We start from the raw sequence: 23,295 nt of genomic DNA, 5'->3' as shown, positions 1-23,295 counted from the left end.
AGCGGTGCGCGCGATCACAGGGTGGCGGTCCCGCGCCCCGGCGAGCCAGGCCCAGCCATCGCTTTATAGGGCCCGTGTCAAGGTCGGGGCTGGCGCCTGAGCTGGCGCGACGCGGTCGGCGCGGGTCGAAGATCGAAATGCGGCGAGGTCTGTGGTTCAAGCCCCGACCAGATCCGTCATCCCTCGACTATCCGGCGGTGGTCGGCACGGGCTCGGCGGCTGGGCAGTTGGTGCCCGGGGCGGGCACGGCCAGGTCGATCAGGTAACGGTCGAGCGTCCCCCTCGTGCACTCCGTGGCGTTGTAGATGCCGTGGCCGGCGCCCAGGTAGGTGAGAAGCACTCCGCGTCGGCCGAGTTGTCGGGCTACGTTCGTGGCCCAGTTGTACCCGGTGGCGGGTCGCTGGTTGAGCAGATCAGTAGAGCAGCGGACCGGGCTGCTGGCGCCGACTCCGCGTGGGTCGAAGCTGACAATGTCGAACCGGCGCTGGATCTCGGGACTGAATCGGCTGATGCCGTTCACCACGCGGCTCACGCCGGAGTCTCCGGGCCCGCCGGGGCCGAAGACGAGGGTTCCCACCCGGGCGGCTGGCTCCTTCGCAGGACGGCGGGCCAGCGCCAGGTCGAACCTTGGTCCCTTCGGGTGGTCCCAGTCGATCGGCACCGACAGGGTGCCGCACTGGGCGTCGGCGTCCTGGGCGCACGGCCGCCAGTCGATGGCTGGCGTCTGGGCTGTCGTCGCGCTCGCGGCGGAGGGGGTCGTGTCAGCCGTCACCATGCCGACCACCACAATGCCGACCGTCGCGAGCGCCGTCCCCCAGGTGCCGGGCCGGGCCGGCACCCGTCGTCGGGGCGGGTTGCCTTTCCACAGCATGAAATGCTGTCCCTTCACTGAAGGAGCGTTGCGCTGAGACTCGCCCGGTGGGCGAGGGTGATGCTTCTTCTTCCTGGGCCGTCGAGTTGGCGCTCGACGGCCCAGGGCTCGGGCCCGGGAACCGGGCAGTCCTACTCGACCGGAACCGCTACTCGACCGGCGGGAGGTGAGGCGGGTTTTCGTGCTGGCGGAGGCGTGACACCATACCCGTGTCGTCCGTCGCATCGGCGCGGCTCGTCAACGGTTTCGATGGAGTCACAATGGCCGGGCTGACAGGGGGCAGCGATGCCGGGTACCACGCCGCTGAGTTCGCATGATCCACGCACGGCGGGGCCGTACCAGTTGATCGGGCGGCTGGGGGCGGGCGGCCAGGGCACCGTCTACCTGGGCATGGACGGGAACGGTAACCGGGTGGCGGTCAAAATGATCAATGTTGACCTGCGCCAGAGCCCCCGGATCAAGTCTCAGTTCGCGAAGGAGATCGCCGCCGCGCGACGGGTCGCCCCCTTCTGTACGGCTCAGATCCTGTTCGCCGATGTCGACGCGGACCCACCGTACGTGGTCAGCGAGTTCATCGAGGGCCCGACCCTGCAGCGGCACGTCCGTGAGCGGGGCCCGATCTCCGGGAACGCGTTGCACCGACTGGCCGTTGGCACCGCCACCGCGTTGACCGCGATCCACCAGTCCGACGTGGTCCATCGCGACCTGAAACCGGACAACGTCATTCTCGGGCGGGACGGCCCACGCGTGATCGACTTCGGCATCGCGCGCGCACTCGACGTCACCGAGACGATGACCAGGCAGGTCATGGGAACCGCGCCGTACATGGCACCGGAGCGGTTCCACAACCACCGGGTGGGTCCGGCCTGTGACGTGTTCGCCTGGGCGGCGACCATCGCCTTCGCCGCAGCGGGCCGGCCACCGTTCGGCAACGATTCGATCGTCGCGGTGATGAACCGCGTCCTGCACGAGCCACCGGACCTGCATGGCCTCTCCGACGCGCTGGACGACCTGATCCGGCAGTGTCTGGAGAAGGACCAGGATGCCCGGCCGAACGCCGAACAGGTCCTGCTGCGGCTGCTCGGGCACACCGCGCGGCCCTCGACGGACCTGCTGCTGGAGACCGTCCTCAAGCAGGGCAACGAAGCCGCCACCGCACCGGCGCCGTCGTACCCGGCGCCCGGATCCCCGCCCCTGGGCCATGCGGCCAGGCCAAGCCTGCCCGACATCCCCCAGCACCCGCCGGTCACGCGCGTGGCCGACGCCCCGACGCGGCGCGAGGACAGCGAGCCCATCGCCCCGGTACGGCGGGGCCCCTGGCCGGCTCGGCTCCGTCGGGAGTCCGGCGACCCGTGGGGGATCTCGATCGCGATCTTCCTCGGTGCGGTCGGCATGGCGTCCGGCTACGTCGCGTCGACGGCGGTCGACGCCGCGGCACTCACCGGCGCGGTGACCTTCGTCGTGGTGTACGTCGTCCGCCTGCTGGTCGGCGCCGCGTTGGCTCCAAGCACCGAGCCGGATCCCCCGGAGGCGTCGACAGTCGACCAGGCCACGACCGTGCTCCGCGAGGGGCCCTGACCCACGAACACGATCCGGTCGGTCCGCACCCCGCGGCTCGGCCGGGCTGGCGGCTGAAGTCGACGCCGTCAGCCGACACCCTGGAGGGACCACATGGTTTCAGGTCGACCGACTGCCCGGCCGTGGTTGCCGTACACCGCGGCCATCGTGGCCGGAGTCGCGGTCGTCACGGCGGCCTACCTGATCGTCCAGCCGGCGGCCGATGTCGGGTGCACGCCGCTGGAGGTCAGCTCGTCGACCGAGAAGGACGTGCTGCTCGGCGAGCTGGCAGAACGCTACAACAAGAGCGATCGGCGGGTCGGCGACCGGTGCGCCGTGGTGACCGTACATGGCCTCACCTCTGGTGCGACGATGGACGCGCTGGCCGGCGACTGGGCAGTCAAGCAGCCCAACCTGCCACGGCCGCAGGTGTGGATGCCGACGTCGACCCTGTGGACCGGGCAGCTGAAGTTGCTGGACGAGGCCGCCGGGCGCCCAGCGCAGACCCCCGGCCGGTACCCGTCGATCGCGAACAGCCCGCTGGTCATCGCCATGCCGCAACCGAAGGGAAAGCTGCTCCAACAGCAGGGCCCACTCGGCTGGGGTGAGATCCTGGGCTTGTCCGGGCGCACGGGCTGGGCCACCTTCGGTCGCCCCGAGTGGGGGCGGTTCACCTTCGGCAAGGTCAACCCGTACCTGTCCACCTCTGGGCTGGCGGCCACGATCGCGACGTACTACGCCGCCATCAACCGGGCCAGCGACCTTACCGAGAGCGACCTCGCGAATCCGGCGGTGACCCAGTTCGTCCGCCGCATCGAGGCCAATGTGTCCCACTACAGCGACGACATCGTGGATCTGCTGAAGGACCGCGCCGAGGCGGACCTGCTCGGCGCCGGCACGGCGGCCCAGACCGACATGAGCGCGGTGGTGACGCAGGAGGAGTTGGTCTACCAGTACAACGAGGGGGAACTGAGCCCGACCCGGGGCGAGAAGCCGAGGGTCCCGCTGGTCGCGGTGTATCCGAAGGAGGGCACGTTCAACCTCGACCACCCGTACGTGGTCCTCCCCTCGGCCAGCCCGGAGCAACGTGCCGCCGCTGCCGACTTCCTGGCGTTCCTCCAGGAGTCGCCGCAGCAGCGGAGCTTCGGCCGGCTCGGGTTCCGCGATCACGAGCGGAACGCGTCCGGCCCGCTGGTCGCCTCCGTCGGCGGGCGCGGGGCCCAAGATCTCACCTACTTCGACCCGCCGGATCCCACCGTGGTCAAGGCGATCCTCGCGGGCTGGGGCACGCTGCGCAAGAAGGCGAACATCCTCGTGGCCGTCGACACGTCCGGTTCGATGAACGCAAAGATCGGTGACCGGACCAGGTTCCAGGTGGCGACCAGGGCCGCCGCCAAGGGCTTTGGCCTCTTGAACTCCGAGGACCAGGTCGCGCTCTGGTCGTTTTCGTCCGAGACGAAACAGCGGCCGAAGTCGCCGTACAGCGAGGAGGTCCGGCTGTCGGCGTTCGACCAGGAGGCGCTCACCAATGAGATCAACAATCTCCATGTCGAGGGCGGCACCGCTCTGTACGCCACCGTACGGGCGGCACACCGTCACATGCTCGACCACTACGACCAGTCCCGGATCAACGCGGTGGTCGTGCTGACCGACGGCAAGAACGAGTACAACAAGGACAACAATCTCGCCCAGTTGCTCAAGGACGTCACGTTGGATCCGGAACGACCGGTCAAGATTTTCTGCATCGCCTTCGATGAGCAGTCCGATTTCGGGACGCTGGACCGGATCGCCAAGACGTCTGCGGGCAAGGCGTTCGACGCCCGCGACCCGGCGAAGATCGACGACGCATTCGTCAAGCTGGTCAGTAGTTTCTAGTTGGCTAGTGCGCCGGGGAGGGGGCCTCGGGGGGACGGCCGGCGGCATGGCGGGCGTCGGCGAGGGCGACGGCGAGTAGTACGAGCGCGGCCACGATCGCGGCGGCCAGCGGCGGGACGAAGTACAGGGGGATGGCGGTGACCGCGAGGGTGGCGATGGCGATGACGCGGCGGAGGGAGAGCCGGTTGAACACGACGCGCTCCAGGCGGATGCGGCCGTAGAGGAACAGTGCCGGGCCACCGAGGCTCGCAACGAGCCACAGCGGCTCGGGCGAGCCGCCCGGATGTGTCAATATGATATCGAATCCGACGGCGGTGGCGAGGATGCCGAGCACCATGAGGATGTGGGCGGTGCCGGTGGCGCGGCCGGCGCCGTACTTGTCTTCCGCGGCGGCGACGGCTTCGGCGAGGACCTGGCCGGAGCGGTAGAAGTAGATGCGCCACATCAGCACGATCGACAGGTACGCCACCACCAGTACCGTGAAGGCCAGCGGAGTGTCTCGTTGCCCGGCAAAACTGATGCCGACGGCGAGCACGGTCTCCCCGAGGGCGATCATCAGGAATTGCTGGTAGCGCTCGGGGAGATGATGGGTGCTTTCCATGGCCCACGCGCTGACCCGCGGTCGGGCCATCCCTGGTACCGGCCAGCGCAGCTGTGCGGCGATGATGTCCACGGCCACGGCGGTTCCCCACACGGCGGCCCGGGCGCCGCCGCTGACGGTGACGCCGGCGAACCAGATCACCGCCGAGGCCGCGAACCACAGCACCGACCGGAGGTAGAGCTGCCGCAGGGGGTGTCCGCGTAGCGCGGGCATCAGGACGAGCGGCCGAACGCACTGCAGGATCACGTACGGCAGGACGAACGCCCACCCGCGGCCGACGAACGCGTGCGGCACTGATGACGCCATGACCAGCATCCCGAAGGCGCTGGCCAGGACGATCCACTGGATCTTGGGACGGCGGGGGTCGAACCAGCTGGTGACCTGCGCGGTCGTGGTCCACACCCAGATCAGCGGCAGCGACAGCACCAGTAGGTAGGCCATTGACCGCCACCGGATGACAACGTCTTGACTGACGATGTCCCGCGCGACCCGGGCTACCACCCCGGCCAGGGCGAACACCAGCACCAGATCGACGAACAGTTCCAGGAAGTTTGCCTGCCGCACGTCCTCGCGACGTTGCAACAGGTCCTGACCCTGTCCACCGCCTTCCCGATCCCCCATACCGTTCATGGTCGCCCGTACGACCGCGGCTCACCGGCGCCTTCTGTGATGTACAGCCGCAGGAGAGGGCCCACACCGGTGACCGTCGATGTCTCCGGGCCCGAGCAGGATGCCGCCGGTAGCTCTCTTGCGCTACGGGATCGTGTTGGCGGGCTCCCGCCCCGGTGAGTCCCGCCGCGGCGTTTCAGACCAGGAGAGTCTCCCGCATCCTCGCGCCCAGATTGATCTTGCCGACCACTCGGGGACCGGTTGGGTCGTGGACATCGAGGGTGTTGTTGCGGCGCATCACCTCGCGGACCGGGGGCGGCAGCCGGGGCGGGTCGTCGATGGCCACGAGAACCTGCCCGGCGGTCGAGATGAGTCGCTCGGCCAGGGCCGCGGCATCGGTGTCCACCCGTATCTGACCGTACTCCAAGCCGACGGTGGTGACGTCGAGCACCTCGAACACGCGGGTCAGGAGCAGGTTCGGGTCGGTCACCTGGCCGAGCCGGCGCGCCCGGTTGCCGACCACCACGACGGCGGCGGCCACCTGCGCGTACGGGTGGAAGCCGCACGGCAGCGCGAACAGGGGCCACCGCAGCGCCGGTCCGGCCTCCTTCCACAGCGGCCGGTAGTTACGGCGGTGCACCAGGAGCCGCCGGCCCGTCCGTCGGTGTACGTCCTGGGCTTGGGCCTGTAGGTCCGCGTGGGCCTCGTCGGCTGCTTCGCTCACGATCCGGGCCGCCACCACCAGGCCGTCGTCGTCGTTCAAGATCCGAGTGATCGCTTCGACCTGTTCCGGAAACCGGACCTGCGAGTGGGTGCCGTACCCGTGCCGGACGTCCCGCAGCAGTGCCTGCTGCCGCCCCGGATCGAGCTGGACTCGCCTGCTACCCAGCAACTGCCGGAGCCAACGCATCTCGCCTCGATTCAGCCGCCGTCGCGGACCGCGGCAATGCTAGTGCGTCGGACGTCCATCGTATGGTGGTGGGGTGGCTGAGCGATCTCTGACCTTGATGGCGGTGCACGCGCACCCCGACGACGAGGCGACCAGCACTGGCGGCATCCTCGCCCGGTACGCGGCGGAGGGGATCACGACGGTGCTCGTGACCTGCACGGACGGGCAGTGCGGCGATGGGCCCGGCGGGGTCAAACCGGGCGACCCGGGGCACGACCCGGAGGCCGTGGCAGCGATGCGCCGGGCCGAGTTGGCGGCCAGTTGCGAGGCGCTGAAGGTCACGCACCTGGAGACGCTCGGCTATGCCGACTCCGGGATGATGGGTTGGGCGGCCAACGACGCGCCCGGCTCGTTCTGGAACACGCCGGTGGCCGAGGCGGCCGACCGGTTGACCGAGTTGATTCGGCGCTATCGGCCGGACGTCGTCGTCACCTATGACGAAAACGGCTTCTACGGCCATCCGGACCACATCCAGGCGCACCGCATCACGATGGCCGCCGTCGAGCGGACGGACATCCCCGCAAAGGTGTACTGGACCACCGTGCCGCGCAGCGCGTTTCAGGAGTTCGGCCGCGTCATGAAGGAGATTGGCGTCGAGTTTCCGGAGCCGGACGGGCCGTCGGAGGATATGCCGCAGCTCGGCCTGCCCGATGACGAGATCACCACCTGGGTGGACACGAGCGCCTACGGCGCGCAGAAGTTCGAATCGTTGGCCGCGCACGCCAGTCAGGCCGAGAACATCTTCTTCCTGCAACTCGGTCAGGAACGATTCACCGAGCTGATGGGCGTGGAGACCTTTGTCCGGGTCCGCGACACCACGGATTCGCCGACGCCCGAGGACGACCTGTTCGCCGGACTGCGTTGACCGAGCACGCATGGCGGTCAGGGCCGAGTCGGGTGTAGTACGCGATTTCGCCCCGGCCCCGCGCGTCCACGAAGGGCGCGCGGGGCGATTTCGGCCGTCAGCTAGTGCGATACGTGAGGGAGGGCGAGCAGATCGTGCCGTAGGTCCGGAACACGTTGTGCGCGCCCGTCTTGATCGTCCACGAGCCGATGCGGACGGTCGAGCCGTTCCTGTGGGCATACACCTGGACAGTCTGAGTGCTGCCGGCGCGCAGTTCGATGCTCCAACACTTGCCGGGCGCGACCAAGGGGCTGGAGAACCCCTCACCCGCCGGCAGGCCCTGGGCGGCGGCGCCACGCGAGGGGGACCTCATGGGCGACGAGGGGAACTCCAGGGTCGACGAGTAGGTCGTCGACTTGTTGCAGAGTCCGGTGCGGTTGGTGGTCGCCGCACTTGCCGGCGTCGCGGTGGTGGCCATCCCTGCCAGGGCCAGGGCGCCGATCAGGACTGGTCGCCACGCCTTGCGCGTGCGAGTCAAAGCTGTCATCTGGGCCTCCTGGGGCCTTGAAGTGGGACATTGCCGCGGATCACTTGCGCCTGAGATGCGCTATCGCGTCCGTCTACGGGAAAACGGATCCATCCGGTGGCCTGGTTCATGAAAGTCCAAGTGAGGCATATCGTTCACCTGGGATGGCGCCAGACGACAGCGGTCGAGTGGGGTTCTGTTTGTGGACCGCGCGCAGCCAGTCGATCGAAAGGACCGTCGGGTATCGACTGTCGCGCCCTAGGAAAATCCCCGTCACGTGGAAGCCTTGACCTCGATTCGTCAGAGGGCTTTGCTGCCCGCCTGAGCGTCTTGGCTTGACCGTTTTGTCCGTCTGTGGTGGGTGTTGATCAGCCACGTGGCGCTGTGGGCGCGCGGGGTCTCCGGGTCCCGGGGGAATGGCCTTTCTGCTGGTAGAGGCAGGGGCGGGTGGTCAGGTGGCCGGTGGTAGCAGGGTGAGGCGTTGCCAGCAGAGGGCGAACGCTTCGGCCCAGGGCCAGGTGTCGGGGATGGACAGGACGCGGCGGCGGGCGTGGGTGGCCAGTTTCGCGGGTAGGTGCAGCAGCCGGTAGCGCAGGGTGTCGGGTTCGGCGTGGGCGAGGTCGGGTTGGTCGTGTAGGCCGAGTAGCCGGGTCCAGGCGGTCAGGTCGGCGGCGATGTTGGCCGTGAGGACCCATCCGCGGTTGACGGTCCAGGCTTTCGAGGGCAGGTTACGCAGGCCCATGGCCTTGTTCGTGCGTACCCGGTCTTCCACCCCGGCGTGCGCCCGGTGCAGTGCGTCGAGCCATTGCGGCTGGTGGGAGCCGGGCATCCCGGCGATGCGGGTGATGTTGGTGGCGACGATGGCGTAGCGCCAGCCGGTGCGTTTCTCCAGGTCGGTGAGGTTCTTGGTGTGCCGGGCGGAGGGTTTCGTGCGTCGTGCGAGTAGCCGTAGTGTGCCGGTCCAGGCGTGCAGGCGCGGGTTGAGGCCGGTCAGTTCGGCGACGTGCGCGGTGTCGGTGGCGCAGCCGTCCTGGGTGAGGCTGTCAGACCAGGCGCCGGCGGGTAGTTGTTCGATCGCGGTCTCGTCGGCCGCGGTGATGCTCCAGCCGACGGTGAAGCGCACGCTGCGCCACAACCGGTTCATCTGCTGGAGGTGTTCGAGCAGCTCGTGAGTGGCGCCGGCGCCGTCGACGCGGATGAGGATCTTGCGCCGGTAGGCGACCGGCAGTTGGGCGATCGCGTCGCCGAGGACCCGGATGTGGTCGGTGACCGTGTTCGACCCGCTGTTGCCGGGCCTCAGCAGCATGGCCAGGCATTCCGCGGTGTTGGCACACCACGCGCCGAGCGGGTGGAAGCCGAAGCCCTTCTTGAAGGTGGCCGCCGCGCCCTGCTTGGGCGAGTGGGCGGTGATCAGGGTGGCGTCCAGATCGATGACCACCCACCCGGAAAGGAGTTTCCCGGCGACGGTCAGCCACGGGAATCCCTGCGGCCGGCGGGCGAGCAGCGCCCACACGTGGGCGCGGACCTTCGCCCGCGCTTTCCCGATCCGTTTCAGCGCGGTCTCGTCGAGCCCGGCCAGGGCCCGCCGGACGGTCGCCTCCGACGGCGGATCACCGAACACCAGCCCCTGATGAGCGAGCAGCGCGATATCGGACATGCTGGTCGCGCCGAGCACGATCGCCACCGCCAGCGATACCAGGACCGTTCCGCGATCCCACCAGCCCGGGCCCTCGCCGCGGGGCAGAACCTTGTTCAATCGGTGACGTTCGGAATCCCCGCATCCGGACCCGACCCGGAGATCGGACCAGGTAACACGGTGGATGCGGCCTACTGCCCCCTCTTGGAGGACTCGTACCCGCAGGCCCGGGCCGGTCTCGCAGCGCATCGAGCCTCAGGGTGCCCCGTGGTGGAGCTTGCTCCCGGTCTCCTGCTCGTATCGACCCACAGCGGGGCGCGAGGCCCTCCTCGACAACGAGGCGCTCGACAACGCCGGCAACTTCATCCTGGACAGTGGCAACGGCGAGGCGCCGTCGCTCATCACACAGAGCGATCCGCCCGAGCATACGTTCCTGCGCGGTGTCCTGCGTCCGGCGTTCCAGCGAGCGTCGATGACCGACGCGGCGCCCTGGATCAGAGAACTTGTCGAGGATCTGCTCGACACGCTGCCGGACGGCGGACCGGCGGACCTCGTCGGCGAGGTGGCGTTGCCGCTCACCTCGGCGGTCATCGCGCGACTCATCGGCATCCCCGACGGGGACCGGGCACGCGCGTCCCGGTTGGCTCTGGAGATGGCCGCCCACGTTGCGGGTGACTGCTGGCCGAGCGGACCCGCTGGGAAGCGGTCCTGGCCGACCGCCTTCTCGTGGACCGGGTACGCGAGGAGGGCCTGCGGCACTGCACCGCCATCCGGTGGGTGATGCGCAACGCCGTCAGAAGGACACCAAGGTCGACGGTGTACCAGTGCCCGCGGGCAGCCGGGTGGTCATCAGTCTCGAATCGGCCATCCTTGATGAGGGCGCTCGGGCTGCCGTGCCGCTGATTCGCGCCTGCTGTGAGGGGCCCCGCGCCATCCAACGTCGGGGGAGGCTTGGGCGCGGGCGAGGTCAGCGTGGCAGGTCGTGGCGGAGGTCCTGGACGCGACGTTCGAGGCGGCTCACCGCGCCTTCGTTGTTGAGGAAGGTGGTGAGGCCGGCGGCGAAAGCGAGGGCGAGCCCGACCGCTATGACGCTGAGGACGAGACCGCCGATGTCGACGCCGCGACCGGTGACGCCGGGGCGACGGGTCATGCGGAGTCCGATGATGCCGAGGACGATGCCGATGATCCCGAGCACCAGTCCGGCTGGGGCCAGGATGGCGGTCAGCACGCAGATCAGTGCCGAAACACCGAATACCAGTGCGAACGTGGCTGCCGTGCTGGTCTTCGCCGCTGCGCCGGTTTCGCCCCTGCTTCGTCCCATGGGATGGATCGGGCGGTTCGCGGAACCGCCCGCCGACGGATTCGATGCAGTCATGCCTTTCCCTTCCTCGCATTCACCTCAGGCCGACCGGCGAATGCCCATGTCGGCGGCTGTTATGCGTGCCGGACGGTGCCCCGGCGTACACAGGCATGGGTGGCGGAAGTGGCTGAGAGCGTCGACGGGGTAGGCCGGCGGTGGGTCGAGGACCAGCCGGCGGTTGCAGCGGCCTGGGACCATCGAAGGCGGTCGCGAGTCGCCCTGGGGGGCAGATGTCCAACCGAAGCTCCGGGTTCGTGTTGTTGGTTCTGAGCTTTCCGCTGCTCATGCTGGGTATCAGCGCCTGGAAGGAAGCCGACCGGGAGGGGGACGGGAGTGCGTATGCCGTCTACTGCCGACAGATCAGCGGTAGCTGGTCCAGCCTGTCGATCTACCGTGCGACGAGGGCGGGAGACACGATGCCCTCGCGTCCTTGCCGAGGCATCCTGACGTCACCTCTTGCCCCGGCCGCCCACAGGACGGTTGATGGTCGATGCCCGCGCTCGATACACGCCCTCGTTGACGCGTGGCTGACTAGACGGCCCCGGCGCGGGCCGCTGCGACGGCAGCGTCGGCGGCTCGTTCGGCGTCGCGCTCGGTCACCGGCTCCCGGGTGATGAAGAGCCGGTAGTAGACGGGCGCTACGGCCATCCTGACCACGTCGCCGACATCCGTGGGGGCGGGTAACTCGCCGCGTTCGACGGCCCGGCGTACCACGGCCGAGGCCTGGTCGAGGCGCGCGACGAAGAAATCGTGCAGTGCGCGAGCCGCGCCGCTGCTCTGTACGGCGGCTGCCACGAATGCGCTGGCGATCGGGCCTTCGACGGGATCGGTGAAGCCACGCAGTACCAGCCGGACGATCTCCCGCAGGTCCTCCTGGACGCAACCGGTGTCGGGCACGGGCCACGGTTCGTCCCGGGCGAGTTCCAGTGCGTCGGCGATCAGCCCTTCGGCGTTCGTCCAGCGCCGGTAGACGGTCGTCTTGTGAACACCGGACCGGGTTGCCACGTTGTCCACGGTGAGGCCGTGGTAGCCGTGTTCGGCCAGTTCGACGAGGGTGGCTTGGCGTACGGCGTCGCGTACGCGGGCGCTGCGTCCCCCCGGGCGCTTCTCCAAAGTCTCCTCCAGTTGCGTCAGGCCGCCCGTCGCGCTAGCTTAACGCAACATGAGTTGCGATTGACGTTCCGCCCTGGCCGCACAGCTCGCCGGAGATCCTGCTGCTCGACGAGCCCACCAACACCTGTCGCTCGCCCTGGGGGGTCGGACATGTTGATCAACGGTTCGCCGTACGGCGTCACCACCGGGCCCGACGGCGCCCTGTGGTTCACCCTGGTACGGCAGGGGCAGATCGGGCGGGTCGTACCGGGCGGTGAGCCCACGGTCTTCCCGCTGGATCCGGCTGACGGCCAGCCCACGATGATCACCGCAGGGCACGACGGGGCGATGTGGTTCACCGAGTACGCCGGCGGCCGGGTCGGGCGGATCACCGCGGACGGGAGGGTCCGCTCGTTCGACGTCGCCGCACCGTACGGCATTGCCGCCGGTCCGGACGGGGCGATGTGGTTCACCCAGCTCGAGGGTGACCGGATCGGCCGGATCGATCCGGCCGGCGAGATGCGCTTCGTCGACCTCCCCACGAGGAACGCGATGCCGTCGGCGATCGCGTCGGGGCCCGACGAGGCGCTCTGGTTCACCCTCAACCAGGGCAACGCGATCGGCCGCGTCACGGCGGAGGGCGAGGTCACGATCCATCCGCTGCCCACCAGAGCCGCGGCACCGGTGGGCATCTGCGCCGGCCCGGACCGGGCGATGTGGTTCGTGGAGATCGGCGCCGGCCAGGTCGGCCGCATCGACGGTGCCGGGGCCGTCACCGAATACCCGTTGCCGGACCGGGCGGCGCGACCGCACGGCATCGTGGCCGGCCCCGACGGCGCCCTCTGGTTCACGGAGTGGGGCACCGGAAAGCTGGGGCGCATCACCACCGGCGGCACGATCGAGGAGTACCCGCTCGCGGGCGCGGAACCGCACGGCCTGACGGTCGGGCCGGACGGCAGGATCTGGGTCGCGATGGAGTCGGGCGCGCTCATCTCGGCGGGGTGCTGACCCCGCGCCCCGCCGAACTCCGGTCGTCGCCGTTGACCTGGCGCTTTCCCTACACCTACTCCCGCCAGCCGGTCAACTCGACCCCCTTGGCGAGTTCCACCCGGAATCCCATGGCGATCTCGCCGCTCTCCCCCGGCCCGAGCCGCAGCCGCCAGGTCAGCTCCCCCAACTCGGTACGTTCGGCCGGCGGTGGCACGAGGGTGGTCTCCCGCACGAGCACCCCGTCGTCGCGGGACACCGGCAGTTGGTCGCGTACCTCGACCGTCGCCGGTCGCGGGGTGTGGTTGGCGACGCTGATCCTGTACTCCACCTCTCGCCGCCGGGTCGAGCCGAGCGTGGCCTTGGTTTCGGAGCGCCGGCTCAGCTTCCGTTCCACCCGCAGCCGGTCGTCCACCCCGAGCGCCAGCTCGGTCTCCTCGCCCGGTGCCCAGATCGGCAGCCGGGTGGCCGCGACGAAGTCGGCGCCGTGGAACACCGCCGCCGGGCCCGGGAGCAGCGTGTGCGCCGACGTGTTACGGACGGTGGCGCGCAGGTGCGCCTCGGCGGTGCGGACCGGCACGGTCACGTGGTCCAGCCGGGCCGGCAGTTCCAGCACGGCGATGGTGGCCCGGTGCGCGCTGCCGTCGGCCGGTACCGCCACCGGGCGGGCCGGGCGGTAGGTGGCCGCGGTGATTCCCTGCTCGACCTCGGCGACGTTCTCCCGCATTCTCGGGCGTGGCGGGCCGGACCGGGCCGCGCCACCGGCGGCGGCCGGCGCCGCGCCGGGCGCCGGGGGCGGCGGCATCCCGGCGAACGAGGCCGCCGCCGGGACCGGCACCGGCGGCGCCGGCCGGAGCCGGTCGAGATACCAGGGCGACAGTTCGGGTACGGCGGTCGCCGCCGCCGGCCGGGCGGTCGAGAGCTGGAGTTCGCACTCCGGCCAGTCCTCCCCGGTGTCCTGGCTGACCAGCCCGAACCAGGTGACGGTCATGGTGTCGTCGACCAGCCGCAGGTCGTAGGTGGGCTGCCAGCGTGCCCCGTCCACCAGGTAGGTCAGTTCCAGGTCCAGTTCGGCGTCGTCGGCGTCCACCGAGACGGTCACCTCGGCGGCCAGCCGGTCCGGCTCCCGCTTACCGTTCGCGGCGGCGAGGTGGCGCTCGACGACCGCCAGTTCCTCGGCCAGGTCGGTGCGCCGCCGGGCCAGGCCGCGCCGCCGGCCGCGGGAGTCGGCGAGTTGACCGGCCACCGAGTCGGTGAAGGCGGCCACGTCGGTCGGGGCCGCGTCGCCGGAGGCCAGGGCGCGCGCGTACGTGCCACCGGCCCGTTCGGCCAGCCGGGCGAGGAACTGCCCCCGCTGCTCCTCGATCGCGTCCGCGTCGTCGACCTCGGCCAGTTCGTCGGCCAGTTCGCGGCGCCGCTGCTCCAGGCCGCTGATCTGCCCGTCGGTGCTGCGGGCCTGCCGCCAGGTCGTCACGTCCACGCCGAGCACGGTTGCCGCACCTCGGCCACCGACCCGGATCGAGTCTCGGCGCAGGCCCAGTGGGAGCGGTGCGACACGTACCCGGTGCTCACCGGCGGTCAACCGGGTGCTGCCCCGACGGGTGATCCGGGCCCGGTCCGGGTAGACGGTGACGCCGACGATGGGTGCTTCGATCTCCGCTGTGTTCACGGCGGCGAGGGTAGTTGAGCCGTGCCCGTGTCCGGGACGCTGGCGGGTGGGGTCGGAGGGCATGCGGGGTGAGGCACGGGGCCCGCCGCCGGCCGGGCGGCGACCGACGGAAGCCCCCGGGGACCAGCGCCCAAGCTGATCGCCCGGGCGGCGGTGCCACTATCGGGCTCCGGCGCCTGTAGGCCGCGCGGTGCTAGTGTGCTGAGTCGTCAATTCGTTGGCAGTATGCTGCGATCGTTTCGAGGATGTCGTCTGCCGTCTTGGTCCACACGAACGGTTTCGGGTCGGCGTTCCACGCCTCGATCCAGGCGGTGACGTCGGCTTCCAGCGCGGCGACAACTCCAGCTCGGGCGGGGTTGCCCGGTCGATGGTGCGCAGGAAACGCAGGAACCTCTGGTGGCGGTGTTTGCGCTGGGTCTGACCGATCACCCTGCCGGTGGCCACGTCGAGGGCGGCGAACAGGCTGGTGGTGCCGTGGCGGACGTAGTCGTGGGTCACCCGGCCCGGGACACCGGGCATCATCGGCAGCATCGGCGCGGTCCGGTCGAGGGCCTGGATCTGCGACTTCTCGTCCACGGCGAGGACCATGGCGGCCTCGGGCGGGTTCAGGTACAACCCGACGATGTCGCGGACCTTGTCGATGAACAGCGGGTCGGTCGACAGCTTCCAACTCTGAACCTGGTGCGGTTTGAGGCCGAACGCCCGCCAGATCCGCGACACCGCGGTCTGGTTCAGCCCCACCGCCGCGGCCATCGACCGGGTCGACCAGTGACCGTCCTGATTGGGTGGCGGCTCTTCGAGCGTCTTCGTGATCACCGCCTCGACCTGGGCGTCGCCGATCTTCCGTGGCGCACCCGGACGCCGCTCGTCGCGCAGCCCGTCCACCCGATCGGCCACGAACCGCTTACGCCACTTGCCGACCGTCGGCAGCGACACCCCAAGCCGGCGAGACACCTCGCTGTTGGACAGGCCCTCCGCGCACGCCAGCACGATCCGCGCCCGCATCGCCAACGCCTGCGCCGTCTTCGGCCGCCGCGCCAGCCCCCGCAACGCCTCCCGCTCCTCGGCGGTCAACTCCAGCGGCGCCAGCTTCGGACCACGGCCATCACCCATACCCACAATCTACCAACGAACTAACGACTCAGCACGCTATGAGCCGGAGCGCCGATGGCGGCTCTCCTGTGGATCCCCGCCGGCGTTGTCCGCCGACGTCCGTCACCGTCGGGCTACCGGGGCTCGCCTGTCTGGGCGTACGGGCGGTGTCCCACGCCCCGTGTGGCAGGCTGCTACCTCGTTTCGGCGGGAATGCCGCCGGCTTCTGAGGTCGCCGCGGATCGCCCGGATGGACGCCACGTGCCGTGTGCGAGGTGAAAATGTGCTGGCGGAGCGCCTTCGTAACGGCAAACAAGAGTCGGGCAAACACCGAAATATTTAGACAAAGGACGATGGCGCGCCGATGTAGAGTGCACGGGCTTGTACGCCCGTCACGGTCCGGGCGGGCCGTGACCTCGGCACTTTGGAGTAACCCATGGTGTTTCGAAGAATCAAAGTCGGACTACCTACTACGCAAGGGACAGTGGTGATGCGGCGAAAAGCGTTGCGGGGCTGCTGAAATGGAGGCAACCGTCGTTCAGGTGGTGCTCGCGGTCGCCGTGATCACCGCCCTCAGTTACCTGCTCGGGCTCGTCGCCCGACGGCTCGGCCAACCGGCCGTCATCGGTCAGATGTTTGCCGGCATCGCCCTCGGCCCCAGCGTCCTGGGTCAGCTGCCGGGGGACCTCGGCAAGGCGCTGTTCCCGATGGCGATCCGGCCCTACCTCACGGTGGTCGCCCAGTTGGCGCTGGTGCTGTTCCTGTTCTACGTCGGTTACGAGCTCAACCGGGGGCTGCTGCGTCAACGGGTGCAGGCCGTCCCGCTGGTCGCCGCGGCCGCGTTCGTGGTGCCGATGCTGCTCGGCGCCGGCTCCACGGTCGCCTTCGCCGACTGGTACGCCGCGACCGGCACGCCAGAGGTGCCGCACGGGGCATTCGTGCTCTACGTGGCCGTCGCACTGTCGATCACGGCGGTGCCGGTGCTGGCCGGCATCATCAACGAGCGCGGGCTGGCCGGCGCGATGACCGGGGTCGTTGCCCTGACCTCGGCCGGGGTCATCGATGCGCTGGGTTGGCTGGCGCTGACCGCCGCGATGCTGCACGGCAAGGTCGGTGGCCAGCGCCCGTGGTCGGTGACCCTGCTCCTGCTGTTGGCGTACCTGCTGGTGATGGTCGTGGTGGCCCGGCCGGCGCTGGGTTGGCTGCGCCGTCAGGCCCTCGCGTCGGGCCGGTCGGCTGCCTCGCTGCTGCCGGTTGCCGCGACGTTCGCGATGGCCTCGGCCTGGGCGACCGGGGCCATGGGCCTGCACGTCATCCTCGGTGCATTCATCGCCGGGCTGATCATGCCGCGAGGCGAGACGGGGCACCCGGATCCGGCGCTGCTGACCGCCGTGGAAAAGGCGGGCAGCGTGCTGCTGCCGGTCTTCTTCGTGGTGTCGGGCCTGTCGACCGACCTGGGTGCGCTACACGCCGCGGACCTGGGGCTGCTCGTGGTGATCTGCGTCGCGGCCACGGCCGGCAAGCTGGGCGGCGGGTCGCTGGCCGCCCGGGTGTCGGGGTTGTCGTGGCGCGAGTCGACGAACATCGGGGTCATGCTCAACACGCGTGGGCTCACCGAGTTGGTGGTGCTCAACGTCGGGCTGCAGGCCGGGTTCGTCAACGGCCGGCTGTACACGGTGTTCGTCCTCATGGCGCTGCTGACGACCGCGGCGACCGGGCCGTTGCTGACCCTGCTGGCACGGCGCGACCCGGCGCCGAAGGCGCCCGAACTGGTCGCCCGCCGACGGGTCGGCCGTTCAGGTGATGTCCATGGGCCGAAAGTGACGGAGAGGACCGTCGAATAGCTGTTGCCAAATAGCGTGCTGCGGATCCGTCCGTTCGGCGGTTCCGGACAACAATTCGACAACAACGGGTTGCGGTATCGTCCCCGGCTGTGTCGGGGAATGCTGTCTTCCCGGCTCAGAGGGCATGTCATACGCTTAGTTACAGCATCACCCTAATTGTCCCGATGAAATTCCCGTGGCGTTGGTGCGCCACGATGCTAAGGTGTTAATCTGCACCTGGTGAATGAGCGGACCGGCTTGGCGGCTTCGCGCTCCGCGCCCTTCCTGACGGTGGTCTGGTGGCGGCTGCACGCTCCGCGCTCTTCACAACCATCCCGGTTGTGTTACTGGAGGAGCGCATGACTCTCGACTTCCTGCGTGTTCGGAATCAACGTGTGCGCCAGAAGTGGGCCACGCTCGACGGCACCCGCGACGGTGCCGCCCCGGAGGAGAACCTCGACGGGGTCAAGGACCCGGACTTCCTCGCGCTCGGCCTGGGCGCGACGAACATGATGGCAATGTTGTGGTCGCTGGCCCTCGGCCGGCGAGTGGTGGGCGTGGAGATGCGCGGCGACCCGTCGCTGGGCGTCCACTGGAACATCCGCGAGGACCTGTTCCACCACTGGGGCCTCATCGACAAGCTGATGCTGGAGCGTTACGGCGAGGAGAACCTCCCCCACCGCGGCGACGGCAAGTTGTTCCGCCTCGCCGAGTGCTTCTACGACCCGGGCACCGCCGCCGGCGCGGTCACCGCCGACGAGGTGGTGACGGGCTTCCTCGACACCCTCATCGGCGAACCGTCGCACATCGGCGGCCGCATCTTCTACACCGAGTTCATCGACGACCGCTGGCAGGAGGGCAAGCCCAACCGCGTCGTCACCGTCCTGGAGCCGCCGGCGCCCCCGGACAAGCCCGACGTGTCCAAGGTGGGCCGCACGGCGCTGGAGGCGCTGGAGGGTCCGTCGACGTTCCAGTGCGCCGCGTCCGAGGTCATGGTGCTCATGCGCCGCTACCTCGAGATGATTGAGCAGATGGACCTCGAGCGCGGTGTCACCCCGCGGGTGCGCCTGTTCACCTCGCACCGGGTGGTGTCCACCGGCACCGACGAGGACGCCGGCTACCTCAGCTGGCTCCGCCGCGAGGAAGGGTTCGTCAACTGCCCCGACGGGCGCAAGCGCATCCAGATCGAGGCCGTGCGCGAGTTGGACTACAACGGCAAGTTCCGCCGGGTCCGCGTGCCGGGTAGCAAGACCATCGACCTCGGCGTGCCGAAGCTGTTCATGATCGCCCAGGGGTTCAACAGCAGCGACGCGGAACGGCTCGGCTTCAAGCAGGAGGACGTCAAGGTCGACCACCACGACGGGCGTGGCGCCGTCGTCGCCCAGGCCGACTACCTCGCCGGGCTGCTGGAGATCCTCGTCGACGGGCGGCTGCGCCGCCGCATCGCCTCCGACTTCGACAAGGAGGGCAACGAGTACTGGGTCCGCCAGATCGCCGTCGGCCACGAGGACGACGCCGAGGTCGGGTGGATCCTGGTGCAGGTGCCCGACTACAAGACCTTCGACCCGATCCTCGCGGGGCTCGTGCCGCCCGGCACCCACCGCAAGTCCAACGAATACCGGGCCGGCGTCCAGCACCTCATGCGCGAGTACTACCTGGAGCAGGTATCGCTGATCACCGAGATGCCGGTCGCAGAGCTGGAGAAGGTCCAGTTGCCCTACGGGCCGAAGCTGTTCAGCCTCGTGGAGAAGGCCGGCGTCGACGCCCGCGTGGCGGTCAACGGGGTCGTGGGCGGTGACACGTTCGGCAACGGGCATTTCCTCACCAGCGGCGGGGCGATTACCGGCATGATCGGGCACGCCTACCGGGTGCTGAAGTACTGGGAGGCGATCGACGCCGGCGTCGAGCACGACGTGGCCGTGCGCGAGCTCGCCGACGGCATCAAGCAGGACACGGACTGGTGGTTCCACGTCAGCGCCCAGGAGTTCAGCCAGGCCGTGCCGATCAACTTCGGCGCCGAGCGGATCGCCAAGATCGAGAAGGCGACCGGTCGTGACTCGGCGGCGCGCGCCAGCACCATCGACGCCACCCGCCGGCACCGCCACTCGCTCGTCCCGCTGGACCCGTCGGACTGGCGACGGCTGCTGGTGCGCAGCGGCCGCATGCACGCCTTGGCGTTGCCGCCGATCCAGGACACCCACCCCGACCTGCGTGGTCCGGACATGATGCCGATGGACGCCAAGGCGACCGCCTGCATGGGTGGCGACGGCATGACGGGCAACGGCACGACGGGCAACGGCACGACGGGCGACGGGATGGCCGACGACGGCGCGATGCTGGCCGACATGGAGGTAACAAGCCGATGAAGCTCGGGCAACCGAAGGGCGACTCGTTCGGCAGCCTCGCCGAGACGGTCCAGCCCCGGCGGCTCATCGTCGGCCGCTACCGCTCCCTGCGAGAACGGCAGCTGGCGCTGCTCGTGGTCTGCGCGGGCGCGCTCGCCATCGTGATCGACACTTCGGTGGTCAACGTCGCCCTGCCGTTCCTCGCCAAGGACCTGGACTTCTCCGCCTCGGAGCTGTCCTGGGTCGTCAACGCCTACGTCATCCCGTTTGGCGGACTGCAGCTGTTCGCCGGCCGGCTCGGCGACCTCATCGGGCCGAAACGGCTGTTCATCGGTGGCATGGCGCTGTTCACCGCCGCGTCGCTGGCCTGCGGGCTGGCGCAGAGCGGGGGAATGCTCATCGCCGCCCGGTTCGCGCAGGGCGTCGGCGGCGCGTTGGCCGCCGCCGTCGTGCTGAGCATCGTCGTGGCGATGTTCCCCAAGCCGGGGGAGCAGGCCAAGGCGATCGGCCTGTATTCGCTGGTCTCCTCGGTCGGTGCCGCGCTCGGGCTCATCGGCGGCGCTGCCATCACCGAGGCGCTCGGCTGGAACTGGGTGTTCTTCGTCAACCTGCCGATCGGCGCAGCGGCCATCGTGCTCGGGTACCGGCTGCTCGACGACGAGCGGGAGGCGGGGGAGCGCGGCATCGACGCGCTCGGCGCCGTACTCATCACCGCCTGCCTCATGCTCGCCGTCTACACGATCGTGCAGACCTCCGGTACGGAGGGCAGCGCCGTTCGTACCTGGGTGCTGACCGGCGTGTCGGTGCTGCTGCTCGTGGCGTTCCTCGTGCGGCAGGCCCTCGCCAGCAACCCGCTGGTCCCACTGTCGATCTTCCGAGCGCGCAACGTGTCGGCGGCGAACCTGGTCCAGGCGCTCATGGTCGCCGGGATGAGCGGCATGTTCTTCCTCGGCGCGCTCTACCTGCAGCAGGTGCTGGCGCTCAGCGTGCTCGAGGTGGGCTTTGCCTTCGTGCCGACCGCGACCGTCGTGGCCATCTGCTCGATCAAGGTCGCGCCGAAGCTCATGAAGAAGGTCGACGCGCGTACGGTGCTGCTGCCCGGCCTGCTGTGCATCACCGCGGGCCTGCTGCTGCTGAGCCGGGTCCCGGCCGACGGTGACTACTTCACCGACGTGCTGCCGGCGATGCTGCTGCTCGGCGTCGGCGCCGGGGTGGGCTACCCGGCGGCGCTCACCATCGTGCTCGCCGACGCCACCACCAGCGACCGGGGCCTGCGTTCCGGCCTGGTCAACACCACTCAGCAGTTCGGCCCGGCGATCGGGCTCGCGGTCCTGGCCACCCTGGCCGCCCACCACACCGGTGGCCTGCTGGGTGACGGCCGCCCGACCGTCGAAGCGTTGACCGCCGGGTACCACCTGGCGTTTCTGGTCGGCGCGGGCTTCGCCGCGGCCGGCATCGTGCTCACGCTGCTGGTGGTGCAGCCGGCGGTGCCGCGGAGCGCGCCCAACGTGCTCGACGAGGCGCGTACCCGGCAGGACAGCGACCAGGACGACGTGGGGGTCACCGACCCCGACTTCCTCACCCTCGGGATGGGTGGCACCGGCATGATGTCCATGCTGTGGTCGGTGGCCATGGGCCGCCGCGCCGTCGGTGTGGAGCTGCGTGGTTCGCCCTACGTGTCGGTCATGCGCTGGACGGTGTGCGAGGACGTGTACCACCACCTCGCCCTGATCGACCGCATGATGCTGGAGCGCTACGGCGAGGAGGGCGTCCCCCGCCGTGGCGACGGGGTGCTGCTCAAGCTGGCCGACTGCTTCTACACGTCCTACACCGACCCGGGCTCGGTGCGCGGCGACGAGATCATCACCGGCTTCGCCGCCGACTCGCACATCGGTGGCATCGCCCGCTACCACGAGCACATCGACGACCGGTTCCGCGACGGCCGGCCGCACCGCGAGGTGTCGATGCCGGAGCCGATCGTGGCGCCCACGCAGGTCGACCCGGCCCTGCAAGGTCGTCCGATGCGCGAGGTGCTCGACAGCCCGTCGGCCTTCCAGGTCGGCGCCGAGGAGCTGCTGGTGGTACTGCGCCGCTACCTCGAGGGCATCGAGGCGATGGACCTGGCGCGCGGTGTGCCGCCGCGGGTGCGCATCCTGAACTACCACCGGGCGGTCGCGGTGGACGAGAACGAGCCTTCGGGGTGGCGGCGGATGCTGCCGCGGCGGCGGGCCCACACCGAGGAGGGCTTCGTCGTGGGGCCGGACGGTCGGGTCCGCGTCCGGGTCGAGGCGGTGCGCGAGCTCGACTACAAGGGCAGCTTCCGCCGGGTCCGGGTGCCCAACAGTCGGGTCATCGATCTGGGTACCCCGCGCCTGTTCATGATCGCGCAGGGACTGGACAGCCGCGACGCCCGCCGGCTGGGGTTCCGGCAGCAGCCGGTGCTCATCGACCACGGCGACGGGCGCGGCGCCGTTCCGGCCGAGACCGATTACCTGGCCGGCAACGTCGACATCTACCTCGCCGACCGGATCCGGCACCGGGTGGCCTCCGACTTCGACGCCGCGGGCAACGAGTACTGGGTGCGCCAGGTTGCCATCGGCCACGAGGGCGACGCGCAGATCGGTTGGGTCCTGGCCGAGGTTCCTGAGTACAGGACCTTCGACCCGATCCTGGCCGGGCTGGTGCCGCCGGGCACGCCGAAGGGCTCCAAGCGGTTCTTCGCCGGGCACCAGTTGCTGCTGCGGCAGTACTTCCTCGACCAGGTCTCGCTCATCACCGAGATCCCGCGCGCGGAAATGGAGCGCAACCAGCTCTCCTACGGGCCGAAGCTGTTCACCATCGCCGAGCGGGTCGGGCAGGACGCCCTCGTCGCACCGAACGGCGTGGTGGCGGGCGACTCGTTCGGCAACGGGCACTTCGTGCACAGCGGCGGGGTGATGACCGGCATCGTCGGTCATGCCTGGCGGGTGCTGCGCTTCTGGCAGGCCGTCGACGCCGGCACGGACGAGCGCACGGCGATCCGGCAGTTGGCCGACGAGATCAAGGCCGACACGGACGACTGGCTGGCGCACAGCGCCGAGCTGTTCGCCCGGCCGACGCCGCGGGCGACCGTCGCGGAGCCGCAGGAGCGGGAGCGGCAGCGGGCCCTCGCCGAGGCGACCCGCTACCGCCGCTCGATCGTGCCGCAGCGCTACCCGGACGAGTGGAGCAGGATCCAACTGCGTACCGGCCGGATCTACGCATACGGCCTGCCGCCTATCGACCCGGTCCCGCCCGCGCTGCGCACGGAGCCGGCGGCCACTTCCATGGCATCCGGTTCGATGACTCGCACCGGCGGGTCGGGCGGCATGTCATCCGATGCCATGGCGACCAACGAAATGGCAGCGGACGATATGGCTGGCGCAACACGGATGTGATCAACACGCCGGCGGCGGACCCCGGTCCGCCGCCGGCACCACC

16 protein-coding genes and 1 pseudogene are annotated in these 23,295 nt (G+C 69.8%); 8 read left to right on the top strand and 9 right to left on the bottom strand.

Annotated features, from left to right (window positions below; translation table 11 throughout):
- Positions 1–187: 187 nt before the first annotated feature.
- A complete protein-coding gene (locus JD77_RS10345) occupies positions 188–889 on the bottom strand; it encodes an alpha/beta hydrolase (protein ID WP_246140602.1) in 702 nt (233 codons plus the stop codon).
- 267 nt (positions 890–1,156) lie between these two features.
- Between JD77_RS10345 and JD77_RS10340 the strand changes: the two genes are divergently transcribed.
- Together JD77_RS10340 and JD77_RS10335 are read left to right on the top strand one after the other, a co-directional pair.
- Positions 1,157–2,449 (top strand): serine/threonine-protein kinase, encoded by a 1,293-nt coding sequence (locus tag JD77_RS10340; RefSeq protein WP_145774075.1) that lies wholly within the window; start codon positions 1,157–1,159, stop codon positions 2,447–2,449.
- A 147-nt stretch (positions 2,450–2,596) separates the two neighbouring features.
- Positions 2,597–4,303 (top strand): vWA domain-containing protein, encoded by a 1,707-nt coding sequence (locus JD77_RS10335; protein ID WP_246140601.1) that lies wholly within the window; start codon positions 2,597–2,599, stop codon positions 4,301–4,303.
- 4 nt (positions 4,304–4,307) lie between these two features.
- On the opposite strand, the gene JD77_RS10330 is transcribed toward JD77_RS10335, so the two are convergent.
- Together JD77_RS10330 and JD77_RS10325 are read right to left on the bottom strand one after the other, a co-directional pair.
- The gene (locus JD77_RS10330) at positions 4,308–5,525 is read right to left on the bottom strand and encodes a low temperature requirement protein A (protein ID WP_170286414.1); all 1,218 of its coding nucleotides are present in this window, start codon (positions 5,523–5,525) and stop codon (positions 4,308–4,310) included.
- Between the two features lie 184 nt (positions 5,526–5,709).
- Positions 5,710–6,405 (bottom strand): hypothetical protein, encoded by a 696-nt coding sequence (locus JD77_RS10325; RefSeq protein WP_246140600.1) that lies wholly within the window; start codon positions 6,403–6,405, stop codon positions 5,710–5,712.
- A 91-nt stretch (positions 6,406–6,496) separates the two neighbouring features.
- Here JD77_RS10325 and JD77_RS10320 point away from each other — a divergent pair, with 91 nt between their 5' ends.
- On the top strand, positions 6,497–7,327 hold the full coding sequence (locus JD77_RS10320; RefSeq protein WP_145774071.1) for a PIG-L family deacetylase: 831 nt from the start codon (positions 6,497–6,499) through the stop codon (positions 7,325–7,327).
- A 97-nt stretch (positions 7,328–7,424) separates the two neighbouring features.
- Here the strand turns inward: JD77_RS10320 and JD77_RS10315 are convergent, their stop codons facing one another.
- A complete protein-coding gene (locus JD77_RS10315) occupies positions 7,425–7,853 on the bottom strand; it encodes a hypothetical protein (RefSeq protein WP_145774070.1) in 429 nt (142 codons plus the stop codon).
- A gap of 430 nt (positions 7,854–8,283) precedes the next feature.
- The gene (locus JD77_RS10310) at positions 8,284–9,588 is read right to left on the bottom strand and encodes an IS1380 family transposase (RefSeq protein WP_211372528.1); all 1,305 of its coding nucleotides are present in this window, start codon (positions 9,586–9,588) and stop codon (positions 8,284–8,286) included.
- Positions 9,589–9,745: 157 nt separating this feature from the next.
- On the opposite strand from JD77_RS10310, the gene JD77_RS10305 reads away from it, so the two are divergent.
- The gene (locus JD77_RS10305; RefSeq protein ID WP_145774069.1) at positions 9,746–10,249 is read left to right on the top strand and encodes a cytochrome P450 family protein; all 504 of its coding nucleotides are present in this window, start codon (positions 9,746–9,748) and stop codon (positions 10,247–10,249) included.
- A 186-nt stretch (positions 10,250–10,435) separates the two neighbouring features.
- Here JD77_RS10305 and JD77_RS10300 read toward each other — a convergent pair whose 3' ends face one another.
- Both JD77_RS10300 and JD77_RS10295 read right to left on the bottom strand, forming a co-directional pair.
- The gene (locus JD77_RS10300; protein WP_145774068.1) at positions 10,436–10,843 is read right to left on the bottom strand and encodes a hypothetical protein; all 408 of its coding nucleotides are present in this window, start codon (positions 10,841–10,843) and stop codon (positions 10,436–10,438) included.
- A gap of 516 nt (positions 10,844–11,359) precedes the next feature.
- Positions 11,360–11,941, bottom strand: a complete 582-nt coding sequence (locus JD77_RS10295; protein ID WP_145774067.1) for a TetR/AcrR family transcriptional regulator — start codon at positions 11,939–11,941, stop codon at positions 11,360–11,362.
- A gap of 150 nt (positions 11,942–12,091) precedes the next feature.
- On the opposite strand from JD77_RS10295, the gene JD77_RS10290 reads away from it, so the two are divergent.
- Positions 12,092–12,928 carry a Vgb family protein gene (locus JD77_RS10290; protein WP_145774066.1) on the top strand — a complete coding sequence of 279 codons (837 nt, stop codon included), beginning with the start codon at positions 12,092–12,094 and terminating at the stop codon, positions 12,926–12,928.
- Positions 12,929–12,983: 55 nt separating this feature from the next.
- On the opposite strand, the gene JD77_RS10285 is transcribed toward JD77_RS10290, so the two are convergent.
- Entirely contained in the window at positions 12,984–14,576 is a 1,593-nt protein-coding gene (locus tag JD77_RS10285) for a mucoidy inhibitor MuiA family protein (protein ID WP_211372527.1), read from the bottom strand.
- Between the two features lie 193 nt (positions 14,577–14,769).
- Positions 14,770–15,689 (bottom strand): annotated as a pseudogene (locus JD77_RS10280) (IS630 family transposase).
- A gap of 500 nt (positions 15,690–16,189) precedes the next feature.
- Between JD77_RS10280 and JD77_RS10275 the strand changes: the two are divergent.
- The 3 genes from JD77_RS10275 to JD77_RS10265 all read left to right on the top strand — a co-directional run bounded on the left by JD77_RS10275 (position 16,190) and on the right by JD77_RS10265 (position 23,252).
- Positions 16,190–17,512 (top strand): cation:proton antiporter, encoded by a 1,323-nt coding sequence (locus tag JD77_RS10275; protein ID WP_145774064.1) that lies wholly within the window; start codon positions 16,190–16,192, stop codon positions 17,510–17,512.
- Positions 17,513–17,886: 374 nt separating this feature from the next.
- Entirely contained in the window at positions 17,887–19,857 is a 1,971-nt protein-coding gene (locus JD77_RS10270; protein ID WP_211372526.1) for a hypothetical protein, read from the top strand.
- Positions 19,854–23,252, top strand: a complete 3,399-nt coding sequence (locus tag JD77_RS10265; protein WP_145774063.1) for an MFS transporter — start codon at positions 19,854–19,856, stop codon at positions 23,250–23,252. Before JD77_RS10270 ends, JD77_RS10265 begins: the two co-directional genes overlap by 4 nt.
- Positions 23,253–23,295 lie beyond the last annotated feature (43 nt).

Origin of the sequence: Micromonospora olivasterospora (assembly GCF_007830265.1) — a bacterium.
GTDB classification, from domain to species: Bacteria; Actinomycetota; Actinomycetes; order Mycobacteriales; family Micromonosporaceae; genus Micromonospora; species Micromonospora olivasterospora.
The sequence above is the reverse complement of the archived record's forward strand: the minus strand, read 5'-3'. Positions and strand labels throughout refer to the sequence as shown.

Excerpts from the sequence above, each read along its gene's own strand:
- JD77_RS10340 (WP_145774075.1), top strand. The coding sequence starts at position 1,157 with ATGCCGGGTACCACGCCGCTGAGTTCGCATGATCCACGCACGGCGGGG.
- JD77_RS10330 (WP_170286414.1), bottom strand. The coding sequence starts at position 5,525 with ATGGGGGATCGGGAAGGCGGTGGACAGGGTCAGGACCTGTTGCAACGT.
- JD77_RS10315 (WP_145774070.1), bottom strand. The coding sequence starts at position 7,853 with ATGACAGCTTTGACTCGCACGCGCAAGGCGTGGCGACCAGTCCTGATC.
- JD77_RS10300 (WP_145774068.1), bottom strand. The coding sequence starts at position 10,843 with ATGACTGCATCGAATCCGTCGGCGGGCGGTTCCGCGAACCGCCCGATC.
- JD77_RS10290 (WP_145774066.1), top strand. The coding sequence starts at position 12,092 with ATGTTGATCAACGGTTCGCCGTACGGCGTCACCACCGGGCCCGACGGC.
- JD77_RS10275 (WP_145774064.1), top strand. The coding sequence starts at position 16,190 with ATGGAGGCAACCGTCGTTCAGGTGGTGCTCGCGGTCGCCGTGATCACC.
- JD77_RS10265 (WP_145774063.1), top strand. The coding sequence starts at position 19,854 with ATGAAGCTCGGGCAACCGAAGGGCGACTCGTTCGGCAGCCTCGCCGAG.